Origin of the sequence: Streptomyces sp. NPDC052042, assembly GCF_044548345.1 — a bacterium.
Classification (GTDB): Bacteria; Actinomycetota; Actinomycetes; order Streptomycetales; family Streptomycetaceae; genus Streptomyces.
The window spans coordinates 1-12932 of the sequence record NZ_JBIUBU010000047.1; the positions used below are offsets into that span (position 1 = coordinate 1).

The 12932-nt window shown below is 70.8% G+C and carries 9 protein-coding genes; 2 read left to right on the top strand and 7 right to left on the bottom strand.

What is annotated here, in order from left to right; translation table 11 throughout:
* Window positions 1-571: 571 nt before the first annotated feature.
* Window positions 572-1165: a hypothetical protein gene (locus ACIHCL_RS35450; protein WP_399868556.1), complete on the bottom strand. Its 594-nt coding sequence runs from the start codon at window positions 1163-1165 to the stop codon at window positions 572-574.
* A gap of 487 nt (window positions 1166-1652) precedes the next feature.
* On the opposite strand from ACIHCL_RS35450, the gene tpg reads away from it, so the two are divergent.
* Complete coding sequence (tpg, locus tag ACIHCL_RS35455; protein WP_399868558.1) at window positions 1653-2210, top strand: telomere-protecting terminal protein Tpg; 558 nt, start codon at window positions 1653-1655, stop codon at window positions 2208-2210.
* 32 nt (window positions 2211-2242) lie between these two features.
* Here tpg and ACIHCL_RS35460 read toward each other — a convergent pair whose 3' ends face one another.
* From ACIHCL_RS35460 to ACIHCL_RS35475, 4 genes are all read right to left on the bottom strand, one after another.
* Complete coding sequence (locus ACIHCL_RS35460; RefSeq protein ID WP_399868560.1) at window positions 2243-3322, bottom strand: hypothetical protein; 1080 nt, start codon at window positions 3320-3322, stop codon at window positions 2243-2245.
* A 46-nt stretch (window positions 3323-3368) separates the two neighbouring features.
* Window positions 3369-4112 (bottom strand): AAA family ATPase, encoded by a 744-nt coding sequence (locus tag ACIHCL_RS35465; RefSeq protein ID WP_399868562.1) that lies wholly within the window; start codon window positions 4110-4112, stop codon window positions 3369-3371.
* Entirely contained in the window at window positions 4112-5914 is a 1803-nt protein-coding gene (locus ACIHCL_RS35470) for a Mu transposase C-terminal domain-containing protein (protein WP_399868563.1), read from the bottom strand. Before ACIHCL_RS35470 ends, ACIHCL_RS35465 begins: the two co-directional genes overlap by 1 nt.
* An 82-nt stretch (window positions 5915-5996) precedes the next feature.
* Window positions 5997-7349 carry an AAA family ATPase gene (locus ACIHCL_RS35475; RefSeq protein ID WP_399868565.1) on the bottom strand — a complete coding sequence of 451 codons (1353 nt, stop codon included), beginning with the start codon at window positions 7347-7349 and terminating at the stop codon, window positions 5997-5999.
* Window positions 7350-8409: 1060 nt separating this feature from the next.
* Between ACIHCL_RS35475 and ACIHCL_RS35480 the strand changes: the two genes are divergently transcribed.
* Window positions 8410-10872 (top strand): Helicase associated domain protein, encoded by a 2463-nt coding sequence (locus tag ACIHCL_RS35480; RefSeq protein ID WP_399868567.1) that lies wholly within the window; start codon window positions 8410-8412, stop codon window positions 10870-10872.
* A gap of 141 nt (window positions 10873-11013) precedes the next feature.
* Here the strand turns inward: ACIHCL_RS35480 and ACIHCL_RS35485 are convergent, their stop codons facing one another.
* A complete protein-coding gene (locus ACIHCL_RS35485) occupies window positions 11014-11682 on the bottom strand; it encodes a hypothetical protein (protein ID WP_399868569.1) in 669 nt (222 codons plus the stop codon).
* A gap of 888 nt (window positions 11683-12570) precedes the next feature.
* On the bottom strand, window positions 12571-12930 hold the full coding sequence (locus ACIHCL_RS35490) for a helix-turn-helix domain-containing protein (protein ID WP_399868570.1): 360 nt from the start codon (window positions 12928-12930) through the stop codon (window positions 12571-12573).
* Window positions 12931-12932 lie beyond the last annotated feature (2 nt).

Genomic DNA, 12932 nt, shown 5'->3' on the forward strand with positions numbered 1-12932 from the left:
AGCTTGTGACTAGAGACCTCAAGCTTCGCAGGGAACGGCGTGTTTCACGTATCCGGCCAGGTCAGAGCGCCCACACATACGGCAGGAGAGCCCGATTTGGGCTCCGGAAAGCCCTCGAATACCGGCCGGGCTCCATCCCTTCCCGGCTCAAGCCTCCCTGCCACAGCCCACCCCCGGCCCCTACTGCCACGCAAGATCACTCACGGTAGTGATATCACCTCGCATGGTCCGTCAGGAAGGCGCCTGGGCAGCCTCACCCCTTGGAGTTGGTGTAGTCGATCGCCCTGCGGCCGCGGCCGGGCCTCGCCGAACCCGGCAGCCACGTCCAGGCGCAGGGTCGGATACAGATAGACCCCGCCGCGGTGTCGACAGACATGTGAGCGCTGATCTCTGCGATGAGGCCGGCTGGACGAGGGTGGTATCGAGGACGTCGCACGCGCCCAGCCCGACCGTTGGTCGGCGTTTGTGCAGGTCAGGGGTGCAACACGCTTCGGATGTTGCAGCGGATACCCAAGGGCCGGCTACCGGCGGCGCGGGATGGTTATCCGGGCCTCCGCCAAGACGACGCCGGTCACCGAGGGGCGCTCTGTGCGTCGACGCAGGCCCCTTGGGCGCGGAAGCGCGCGCGGGTTTCCGGCCAGGGCGTCGCGCTGTCGTGGCCGGAGCAGCCGGCGCCTCCGCAAAGGGAGCGTGAGCCGGGCATTGGCTTTCCGTTGTGCAGTGCCACCCGCCCGTACGCCTCGTAGCGCTCGCGGCCGTCCTCGCCGTCCACCAGCTCGTTGGCGAGCTCCTGCTTGGTCCAGCGTGCGAGATTCTCGCCCGGATAGCGCCACCTCCTGAGGATCATGGCAATGATCTCCGCCTTGGAGTGGTCGTCCATCAGAGCGTTCCTCCGCTGGAGGAGTTCGTTACGGAGCTCGCCTTCGGCTGCGGAAAGCGGCGTGATCGCGTTGCGGATGTACTCGGGGTCCGTGTCCGCCTCGAAGAGCATGACGCAGTGATCGTGCGGCACAGGGACGGCGATTTTGCCCGGAAACTTGGCCTGCGACTCGGCGGCATCACGTACCCAGTTGAGGGCTTCGTGGTAGCCGAGGTCTGTGCCCTGCTCGCGTGCGGTGCGCTGGAGTTCGCGGGCGCGCTGCTGCTCGGTGGTGCGCTTGGTCATGGACGGGTCCTCTCGGCACCGGGTCCTCGCCCCCACACGGCAACCCCGGCTCGATGGATCCTCAAGGTGCTCGTCAAGCGGTCCGTCGATCCCGGAAGACCTTCCACCAGTGGTCCGGGCAGTGTGGGTGTCCGGATGCGGTGTGGGCGTCGGCGAAGCCCAGGGCGTCAGCCCCGCGGGCAGGATACCGGCTCGGCCGCCGGCTCTTCGCCCTCGCCGGAGATGCGGGCGACCAGGGCGGTGGCGCTGTCCGCGTACGGATCGATGGCTCATGTGCGTGCCGAAGGACAGCACCGGGACGCTGGCGACTCCGTCGTGACCCGTGCCGTCGGCTTGTCGCCGGTTCTCTCCAAGGGCTCATATCTTGCGGCAGCCAGTGCTGTCCCGAGAATGCAAGAACGGGCAGGCAGGGGCAGGCGACGTGGGAGAACTGACACGACGGGCTGCAGATGGCGGCCCTGGCGGCTGGCCGCTTCGAGAGGCGGATGTGGGACATATCGAGCAGGGGTTGGAGCGCGCGTTACGCACCCGGCCCGTTCCTGCAAGCACTGAGGCCCGCCTGCGATTTCTGCTGGCATCACACGGTGGTTCCACTCGGCAGGTCGCCACCGTTCTGGAGGTGTCGCAGCGCACCGTGCAGCGGTGGGTGACGAAGAAGCCAGGAGCGCGTCGTCCGCCGGGTCCGCTGCAGGTGCAGGCGATCGAGGAAGCGGTCCTGGCCCGGTGGCAGCCCCGAATACGGGCCCGTCGACGCGCCCAGGCAGAGGCGGAGGGCTTCGTCTTCCATACCAGGGCGCGATTCGGGTTCGCCGCGCCGGCAGGGTCTTCGGACGATCCGCGGGTGCGGTGGATCACCCAGGACCTGCCGGGAGAGGTAGCCCGGGAGCTGTTCGCCGCCCGGGACGCCGGCGCGGGCGAGCAGCAGCAGACGGTGATCCTCGCCCGCGCTCTGGGACACGCCTACTTCCGCGAATGGGGCCGCCGGGCCCACGGTCTGCACATCGCTTTCAGCGACGTCGAGTTCGCCGACTTCTCGATCGGTTGAGCCTCCCCTTCGAGCGAAATGCGTCAGGGGGTTCAGCGTCGCGAGGGCCTGACGCGACTGGCCGGCGTGGCTTCGTACTGCTCGGCTTCCTGCCGCTCGCGCCAGTCCCACTCCACACGGCCGACCGGGCCTTCGCGGCGGGCTGCGGGCGGCTGGGGCGGGCGCAGCTTGGCCGTCTCCGCCACGCGCAACAGGTGCGCACGGTCACCTGGCGCGGCGAGCAGTTCCTGGTCCTCGCCGGAGACGAGCCGGGTGAAGCAGGCCGCCGCTCGCAGGAAAGTGCCCGCCCAGGGTGGGACGGGGTGGGCGGCGCAGCCGTCGGTGTAGCGGGCGCGATCATGGAGGGCGAGCGTGGCCGCGGCGGTGTCGTAGTCGCGGGGGCGTGCGGTGGCGAGTTGCTGGAGGGAGGCGCCGGTGAAAAGCGCAGCGGCAACGGCCGCAGCCAGGCGAGGATGTGCGGTCGCCGCGTGCAGTCGGTGGGCGACTTTCTGGGCGGTGTGCGCGGTGAGAGGCACGGGCGGTGGGCGGTGCCGCCAGATGATCGGGGGCGGGGTGCACGGATCGGTGCATGGGCGAGGGCTGTCGTAGGAGATGAGGCGTTCCAGTGCGGGCAGGGTGAGCCACCGGCCGGCCGTCCCGGCGGACTCATCTGCGAGCGGGGGTTCGGCGATAGGCATGCCGTAGTAGTGGCGGCGGGCTGCGTCGAGGTCGGTGGTGAGGGAGTAGTCGGCTGTCTGCAGGGCCTGGTGCAGGGCGGCGGGAAGGCGGGGACGGTGGCAGACCAGGGTCAGGTGGATACCGGTGAGGGCACGCAGCTCCAGGAGTCGCATTGTGCGGTGGGTGGTGAGGCGGTGGGCGCGCAGGACGGTCAGCCGGCTCACGGACAGAGCGGTCATCCAGGCCGTGGCGGCTTCCCACGCGGGCTGACGACCGCCTGGAAAGCGGCCGGTGAGCAGGGGCGGTTTGTTCAGGGCGGCGAGAAGGTCGTGGGCGAGGCCGGTCTCGCTGGTGGTGCCCGGTGCGGGGTGCAGCGTGATCCGGCCGGACGGCGGATGGTGGGCGGCCAGGGCGGTGTGGGTGTGGATGACGTCGTCATCGCGGTCGATGACCACAATGACAGGCGACGGTGGCGCGGCGAGCGGCATGGCGGTGCGGTGGTCAGGCGAGGCGGCTGAAGGCCCACCGCAGCAGCTCCTGGTCGACGCGGGGGCGGCCGGTGCGTGCCAGGGCGGTGCGGGTGTGCGCGGTCAGCTGGGCCCAGGCGCGGAAGTTGCCGTGCGCGGCATGCTGGTCGGCGAAGGCGATGTCATCGGGGTCGGCGTCGGCCCAGATCGGGTGGAACAGCGGGATGACGTCGAGGACCTCGCTGGGGGTGAGGCGGGTGAAGTGCTGCCAGATGAAGATGCGGGAGGAGAGCATCGGTTCGCGGCGCAGCACGGTGTGGCAGCCCTCCCCGCCGACGAAGATGATCGCGAGCTGGGTGGAGGGTTCGTCCCACAGGTAGCGGAAGTACTCGAACGCCTCCCCGTTGAGCCACTGGGCCTCGTCCACGAGGAGGGTGCGGGGGCGTTCGGCCAGGGCCGTCTTCAGCAGACGGTCGAACTCGCTGGGGTGGCGCGGTGGTTCACCGGCCAGGTCGAGCGCGGTGAACAGCTCGTAGCGCACCGCGCGGGCGGTGGGCCGGGCCCGAAAGGTGACCTTGCGGACGTCCTCGCCGGGTTCGAGTTCCCGCAGACAGGTGTTGACAGCGAGGGTCTTGCCGAAGCCGGCGCCGCCGTGGATGCACATCATCGCGCGGGCGGCGACGGTGTCGGCGATGTTCTCCCGCGCGGTGAGCAGGGCGCGGGTGGTGACCACGGAAGCGTCGGGCAGGTCGACGTACTGGTAGGTGGCCGCGGTCATCAGGCGTGCCCTGCGGGTCGGGAGTTGGGCTCTGGCGCAACGTCCGCCGATGGGTCGGGGGCGGGCGGAGGTGGCGCTGTGCCGGCCGCAAGGGCGGGCGGGGTGCGCCAGTGTGCCGGAGGCGGGGCGGGCGGGATCAGCTCGGGGAGGGCCAGCCGTGCGACGTCGTTGTAGTCGGCGGCGAGTTCACGCTCGGCCTGGGCGGCCGTGACAGCTCCCAGTCGCTGGGCGGGCTCCGCGCTGGTGGTGGGGGCGAATCGCTGGCGGCGCAGGCGTTCGGCGGCCTTCGCGTCGGCGCGCAGGCGCCGGGCGCGCTCCGCGCGTGCCTCGCGCAGCGCCTGCAGTTGCTCGGGGGTGGCCGCGTCCGCGAGGTGCGCCGGGCCGAGGTGGCGGCCTCGGGCGTCGCAGACCTCGATTTCGTGGTCGTGGTGGGGCATGTAGCGCACGCGGACCTGGCGGCCGGCCTGGCCGGTCATCCACGCGGCGGTGTAGGTGCGGCCGCGCCAGCTCACGCCGTGGCTGGTCAGCTTCCGGGGCCGGCTGTCGTCCTCGAGGGTGAAGGCCCACAGGTCGGCGGCGGGGATGTCGGTGACAGGGGTCGGATCGTCCTGCCACGCCTCCAGCGGCGTACGGCCCGACAGGGCTTTCGGGCGGTGCGCGGTGTTCCACCAGTTCGTCCACTCCAGGACCTGCGTGGTGAAGTCCTGGAACGACAGGGCGGACAGCGCCCCCGTGGTGCGTCCGCGCCGCTCCGAGCGCGGCCCGGTGGTGTAGCCGGGCAGGGCGGCGAACAGCATCCGGTCCGCGGCCCGGTTGAGGCTCTCCACCGTGCCCTTCAGATGCGGGCTGTAGGCGGGCAGGTCCTTGACCGTCACGCCCATCGCGCCGAGCGCGGTGGTGACGGCGGCCGACAGGAAGTCCTTGCCCCGGTCCATCCTCACCAGCTCCGGCACTCCCCCGGCCGGGCCGTAGGGCTCGTCCCGCACCACGGCGGCGCGCAAGGCGGCCAGCACCGACGCGCGGGAGGGATGGCCCGGGGTGACAGCGGTACCGGTGATGACTTTGGTGGCGGTGTCGATGAACCAGGTGATCCACGGGCGCACCAGGTCGCCGTCGGCGTCGACCAGCAGCGGGGCCTGGACGTGGTCGGTCTCCCAGGCGTAGTTACGCCAAGACGCCGGCCGCTTGCCGAACACGTCATGGGCGCGTGCTGCCTCCGGCCCGAGGGCGAGACCGGCGCGCTCCCCCGCCGTCAGATCGCGGCGCAGCGCGCGCAGGAACGTCGACAGGGACGGGACCGGATCCAGCAGCGGCACCTGCGACAGGGCTGCCCCGCCCGGAACAGCCACCAGGCCGGGCGGGACGGACACGGCAGTGCCGGACGTTTGCGCGCGTGCGCCCCCGGCCTCGGCTGCGGCGCGCTCCATGAGCTGGCGGTGGACTGCGGAGGCGTTTCCGTGCCAGTACGCCAGCAGCACCCGGATCTCCGCGGTGATCTCGAACCTGCTCGTGTGGCGGGCTCCGGGGTACGCAGCCGCCGCCGGGCTCTGGGATGCCTCGGCCAGCCATCGCCACACCGTGCGCTCCGACGCCCCCAGACACTCCCCCGCCAACCGCACGTGCTGTCGCGTGAGACCGCCCCGGGCCCGCAGCGCCAGCAGGCGGCGCACCGCAGGCGCCCGCAGCGCAACCAGCGACTGCTTTCCGAGCACGCCGGCCGGATCCCCCGGCGGTGGCGGCCACTGCCCTCCCGCGTCAACGCCGTGGCCGCCGTTGGTGTCCTGCGGTCCGCTGTCCGTCATCGCGCCGTTTCCCTCCTCGCCGAACGGGGTGCGGTTCTCTGCCGTCGGAACCGGTGTGCTCCTGGCACGTGAGAGGGGCCCGTCATGGGTAAGGGCCGAGCCGGGCGCAGGCCTGGTCGATCGCGTCCCGATCCACACCCGCACCGGGGTCGCGGCCCCGGGCTGCACAGACATGCGAGGTGATCTTCGCCCAGGTACGGAAGTTGCCGCGGGCGGTCTGCTCATCCGCCCGCACCAGGCCGGCCGGATCAGCGTCCTCCCACACCGGGTGGAACAGACCCAGCGTCCGCGGCACGTCCTCCGCGTCGAGACGGCTGACCTGATGCCAGGTCAGGACCCGGGAACGCATCGCCGCTGCCCGGGCCAGCGCCCGCTCACTGCCCGCCCCGCACAACACCAGGGCAGCCGCACAGCCCGGCGAGTCCCACAGCTGCCGCAGATAGTCCAGCACCGGCGGCGACAGACGCTGCGCGTCGTCGAGGAACAGCACACCCGGCTCGGTCAGCGCCTCCGCCAGCGCCTGGTCGGCCGGCCCGGCACGGTGCGTCAGCGACCCCGACGGCAGCCCCAGCGCCTCACACAACGCAGCCCGCACCTGCGGCAGCCCGGGACCGACCCCCACCACCGCCCGCCACACCGGCACCCGGCCGGGCAGCAGGTGCAGAGCCTGCTCGACCGCGACCGTCTTCCCCAGCCCCGTGTCCCCGTACACACAGCCGATCCCCCGCGCGGCGACCGTGTGCCCCACCGCCTCCACCACCCCGGCCACCTGCCGCGTCGACACCAGCCGCGCCCCCGGCGCGTACAGGCGCACCCCGCCCGACACCCGGACACGCGAAGCCTTCACCGCACCGGACCGCTGTTCACCGCCCGTACCGGACGGCTCGGTATCCGGGCCGTCCACGACCGGCGGACCGTCCGTACCCTCTGCGAAGCCAAGTTCGGCCAGCGCCCGGTCGTACCGGCTCGGCTCCACCCGGCCCGACGCCGCGCGGGCGATCTGAAGCACCCGGCCCGCCCTCAGCTCGTCCTTGATCGCACGGTGCAACGTCGCCAACGACGGCACCACCTCGACACCCCACCGCTGAAGCCCGCCCTCGTCCTGCGCCCGGAGCATCCGGCGGCGCAGCTCGGCGACGTTCCCGCCCACCTGCGTCAGCACCTCCCACAAAGCGTCGCCCACCACGAACCCGCCCTGCCGGGGCCGCGCCTCCACCCGCCCCTCGCGCCCCTCGGCCAGCCACCGCCACACCGTCCGCTCCGTCACCCCCGCCAAACCGGCCGCGATCCGCACGTGCAACGACGACAGACCGCCCTCACCCCGGTCCACCGCCAGCAGCCGCCGCACCACCACTGCCCGCTCAACCCGCCCGGCCACTGCCAGAACGGCCGGACCCGGCATCGTCTCCCCGACCGGGGTTCCCGAACCTGTCACACGGTCAACCCCACCGCCCCAGCCACCCCCTTCATACGAAGACCGGCAAACCCAACACAGCCGGACTGCGATCTGCTAGCCGCACCGTGACAGCCACCTGGTCACCCCATGACAGCGACCAGTTCCACGCCCCGGCCCCGTGGACAGCCGTCAGCACCCCGCTCCGCCGACATCGCCCTGTACTGACCCTGCCCCCACCTACGAAGGCACCTGCATGCCGGCAGTGGCACTGCCATCCCGGCTCAGCCAGCCTCACGCCCGATCGGTCAAACGGCACCCTCGACAAGAAGGCGCGCCAGCGACTCTTCCCCAGTCAGAGGTGAGGCGCCGGCAGTCAGCGACGCGCCCGGTGCAGGCGCCGGTCCAGTACTGGCCTATGACGTCCGGGCCGACTCTCCAAGATGTGCTCGCATGTCCGGGCTCCTGCCGCGAACTCGGCACCGGTACGTGCCGTCATCGCCCGGAAGAACGCCCGGCCATCCGGCGACTGACTGCTGGTCGTCCAGCGATACCCGGGACCGTCCAGAAGCGCCCTGTCGACCAGGCGTGTGCCGAGACCTTGCCGCTGTACTTCCGGGGAGAGCGAGATTTTCGAAATGACGCCCCGCTCGCACTGATGACAGACCTTCCACACCAGCCGCGCATCGGAAATCCCGTCACGGCCATAGACGCGAACATCCTGAAAACCAGCAGGCCCCGTCGCGGCATGCAGCAGGAAGAACCACTCCGTCCTCGGACGGCGAAGAAGCATCCACCGCCAACGAAACTCATCCAGCCCGTCAGGTGTCCTCACCGGAGCCCCCTCGCCAGTCCACTGCCGACTCCGAGTCTCGCGGGCATCCCTACCGTTGTCCTTCAAACCACAGGAACAGCCGCCCCCATGACAGCCGGCCCACCCCACACCAGCCGGAAAACAGCAGCCGCTTGGTCACCTCATGACAGCAGGCCCTGTCCCAACTATCCCCATGACCAGGCATCCAGCACCCTGTCCCGCTGACACCCACCCAACGCCACCAACGCGCCCACTCACAAGTGCTTCCCGGGCGGGCGGATCCTCGTCATGGTGCCCACCTTGGATCTGATCGTGCAGAGCGCGCAGTCCTGGCGACGGGTCGGGCACCGCGCGCCCATGGTCGCGGTCTGCTCGGTGGACAAGGACGAGGTCCTGGAACAGCTCGGAGTGCGTACCACGACCAACCCGATCCAGCTCGCGTTGTGGGCAGGGTCTGGGCCGGTGGTCGTGTTCGCCACGTACGCCTCCCTGGTGGACCGCGAGGACCCGGAGGACCCGTCGGGCCAGCGGACGGTGCGCGGGCCGCTGGAGGCCGCGCTGGCGGGCGGGGAGCGGCTGTACGGGCAGCGGATGGCCCCGTTCGACCTGGCCATTCTGGATGAGGCGCACATGACGGCCGGGGACATAGGCCGGCCCTGGGCAGCGATCCACGACAACGCCCGCATCCCCATCGACTTCCGGCTCTACCTCACCGCCACCCCGCGCATCCTGGCCGCGCCCAGCCCTCAGCGCGGCCGGGACGGCCAGGAGCTGGTGATCGCTTCGATGCAGGACGACAGCGCCACCTACGGCACCAGGATTTTCGACCTCGGGCTGGCGGAGGCGGTGGAACGCTCGATCCTCGCGGGCTTCGAGATCGATGTACTGGAGATCCGCGACCCCGACCCGATCCTGGGGCTGTCGGAGGACGCGCTGCGCGGGCGGCGCCTCGCGCTGCTCCAGGCCACGCTCCTGGAGCACGCGGCGCAGATGAACCTGCACACCGTCATGACCTTCCACCAGCGGGTCGAGGAAGCCCGCGCGTTCGCCGAGCAGATGCCGGCGACCGCCGCGGAGCTGTACGCCACCGAAGCCTCCGAGGCCGCCCTGGCCGACGCTGAGGAACTGCCCGCCTCCTCCATCGACGCCGAGCTGTACGAGCTGGAGGACGGCCGTCACGTGCCCCCGGACCGGGTGTGGGCCGACTGGCTGTGCGGCGACCATCCCATCGCGCACCGGCGCGAGGTGATCCGCCGGTTCGCCAACGGCATCAACGCCGAGAACCGGCGCGTACACCGAGCGTTCCTCGCCTCCGTACGGGCCCTAGGCGTCGGCGTCGACATCACCGGACTGCGCGGCGTGGAAGCAGTATGCATCGTCGGCTCGCGCAGCTCACAGGTCGACGTCGTGCAGAACATCGGGCGGGCGCTGCGTCCGAATCCGGACGGCACGGTAAAGACAGCGCGGATCATCATCCCGATCTTCCTGCAGCCCGGCGAAGACCCGAAGGACATGGTCGCCTCCGCCAGCTACCAGCCCCTGGTCGACATCCTCCAGGCACTGCGCAGTCATTCGGAACGCATGGTCGACCAGCTCGCCTCCCGCGCCCTAACCCGCGGCACCGAGCGCCGACGCCTTCACGTCCACCCCGCCCCCGCAGCGGGAACCGACAGCGGTGACGGTGAGGAGACGAGCGAGGCGAAACAGGAGGTCGACCGGATCACCTCGATCGTGATCAACTTCGCCTCCCCCCGCGACGCCGCCGACATCGCCGCCCTGACCCGCTGCCGCGTCATCCGCCCCCAGTCCCTGGTCTGGCTCGAGGGCTACCAGGCCCTGCTCCGCTGGCGAGCCGAAAACGGGATCACCGGCCTGTGCGCCGTCCCCTATGACGTCGAGACCGAGGTCGGGACGACGAAGGCGTTTCCGCTTGGGCGATGGGTGCACCAGCAGCGCAAGGCACTGCGCGCCGGAGAACTCGACCCTCACCGCAAGGACCTCCTCGACGAGGCCGGGATGGTGTGGGAGCCCGGCGAGGAAGCCTGGGAGAACAAACTCGCCGCGCTACGGTCCTACCACCGGGCCACGGGACACCTCGCACCCCGCCAGGACGCGGTCTGGGGCGAAGGAGCGGCCGACACTGAGCAGCTGGCCATCGGACAGCTCCTCGCCAACCTCCGCCGCACGGGCGGCCTCGGCAAGGACCCCGAGCGGGCCGCCGTGCGCGCGCAGCAGCTGACCGCGATCGACCCGGACTGGAACTGCCCCTGGCCACTCAACTGGCAACGCCATCACCGCGTCCTAGCCGACCTCGTCGAAGCCGACGGAAGCCTCCCCGACATCCAACCCGGCGTGCTCATGGACGGCGACGACATCGGACGATGGCTCCAGCAGCAGCGCAAGCCGGGCATCTGGGCGCAGCTATCGACCGAGCAGCAAAAACGGCTGACCCGGCTGGGTATCAAGCCGCTAGAGGCGCCGTCTCCCGCCCCGACGGCCGGGCGCGCCGCCAGAGGCCCGAGCAAGGCGCAGCAGGCGTTCCAGCGCGGCCTGAAAGCCCTCACCCAGTGGATCCAGCGCGAGGGCGTCCAAAGGCCAGTGCCGAGGGGACACGTCGAACGCGTCGTCATCGACGGCCAGGAGCACCACCACAAGCTCGGCGTATGGCTATCGAATGCCAAGATCCGCCGCGACAAACTCGCTCCCGAGCAGCTCGACGCGCTACGGGAGCTGGGCATGGACTGGGCATGAGTTCCGGCGGAGGGCAGCCTGTCGTGTGCCGGGAGGCAGCCCTCTACGGCGTGGGGTGATCCAGAGACCGCTAAGGCACCATGCCTGGGTGGACATAGACATTGCGGGGAGCAGCTCAAGCGGTTCGCCGGGCTCGGACCGTCATATTGGCTTGGTGAGGTTCGGGCTGGGCCGGTAGTGGGCGACTCCTGCGTAGGACATCCCCAGTGAGGTGGTGAGGATCTTGGCGTCGAGTTCATCGGCGAGGGTGACCAGACGAGTAGAGCGCAGGATGCGGGGCCGGAGGCCGGTAGGGGCGAGGGTGTCGCGGATGTGAGCGGCGCCGGCGGGGCCGTGGTGGGTGCGGGTGAGCCGGGTGACGAGCAGGTGGGGGTTGTCCGAGCCGAGTTGGTGTCGGTGTTCTTGGCAGCGTTGGAGTGCGGTCCAGGTCGCGTCGTCGAGCGGGATGGCCAGGGATCTGCCGGGGAAGTGGACGCTGTGGTGATGGGGGTTGATCCCGGTGTCAGTGAGCTGGCGCAGCTCGGTGATGGTTGCTGCGTGAAGCAGGGCGGCGAGGCCGATGAAGGCCTCGTGCGGGTGGATGTCGTGGTGGGTGGTCCACCGCTGGTACAGGGTGCGCTGCTGGGTCAGGGTGAGGGTGGGGCCGTGAAACCCCCTGTGCTGTACGGCAGTTATGGGGTCGGTGGGGTTGTGGAGGATGGCTTTGGCGTGGTGGGCGTACGCGAAGAACTGGCGCAGTCCCGCGAGTCGGGATGCGCGGAGGGGCCGGGTTGAGGGCCAGGAAGGATTCCAGGTGGGCGGTGGTGACACCGGCCCAGTTCGTGTGGCCCTCGGTGTGGAGGTGGAGGGCCAGGTCGCGGACGGCAGTGAGTCGGATCTCGATGGTTTTCAGCTGATTGGGGCGTAGTCCCAGTTGTTCGGCTTGCTCGCGCTGTCGCAGGAGGAAGGCGGCGAACTTCTTGGCCTGGGGCGCAGGGGGTGGGTGTGGCCTCGATGCGGCGGGATCGGCGCATTGTTGCTCGTCTGTCGGCGAGGTGTGGTGGTGGGTCGAGGTGGCCGTGGGTGCGGAAGAAGTCGTTGAGCGCTCCGACAAGTTCGGGGGCATCGCTTTTGGCTCGGGCGAGGAGGCTGCGGGGGCGCAGGATTCGGCGTGGAGGAGCAGGCGCGCGGTGGTGGCGATGAGGTCGGCCGCGTAGATCGGGTGTCGGTGCGCTGCGAGGTGTGCGGCGAGGTCGCTCCACCAGGAGGGCGGGGCGGGCATGCGCTTGGCCCAGCCGGCCGCGCGGGTCAGGACGGTGTGGGGTGAATGCTCGTAGCAGCGCTTGCAGAGGCCTTTGGCCCACCGGCCGCTGGTTCCGCATTGCTCGCAGTGGGCCGGGGGCGGGGCGGCAGCGGGGTCGGTACAGGCTCGGCAGTGCTGGGTCGCCGCGTCGAGGGCACGTCGGCGTCCGCAGTGCTGGCAGGGGCCCCGGGCTCGTTGTCCTGCGGATCGGCGTCGGCATGCCGCGCACAGGTCCTGGGCTGAGCGCCGTGGTGCGCCGCAGAGGGTGCAGGTGCGTGAGCACCAGGGGCAGCGGCCGGTGTCGGGGTGCAGCCAGCGCAGTCGGTGGCAGACCGTGCAGTTGTCTTTGGCACGAGAGGGTGTGGCATGGGTGGTCGTGGGCGGGTCCGTCGCGGGGTGTGCGGGGCGGGGTGCGGTCACAGCGGTGGCAGGGATCGGTGGCTGGGCACAGGCTGCTGTCGAGGTGGTGGGGTGGTGCGTGGTGTAGGTGGTGGGGGTATGGCGGGCTCGCCGACGGTAAGCAGGTCGCCTGGGGTGCAGTCCAGGGCGGCGCACAGGGCGGCCAGGGTGGAGAGCTTCACCTGGGAGGGCTGTTTGGTGAACAGGGCGGACACCGATGCCGCAGACAGCTCGAGGCCGGCCCGCTCGGCGAGCAGGCGGCGCAGTTCGGTGCCGGTCCAGATACCGCGCTGTGCCGCGGTCATCCGAAGTCTCCACTCCACCTGCGGTGGCGGGGTCACGGGCTCGACGGCGTGCAGAGGGGGTGGTGTGGTCATGG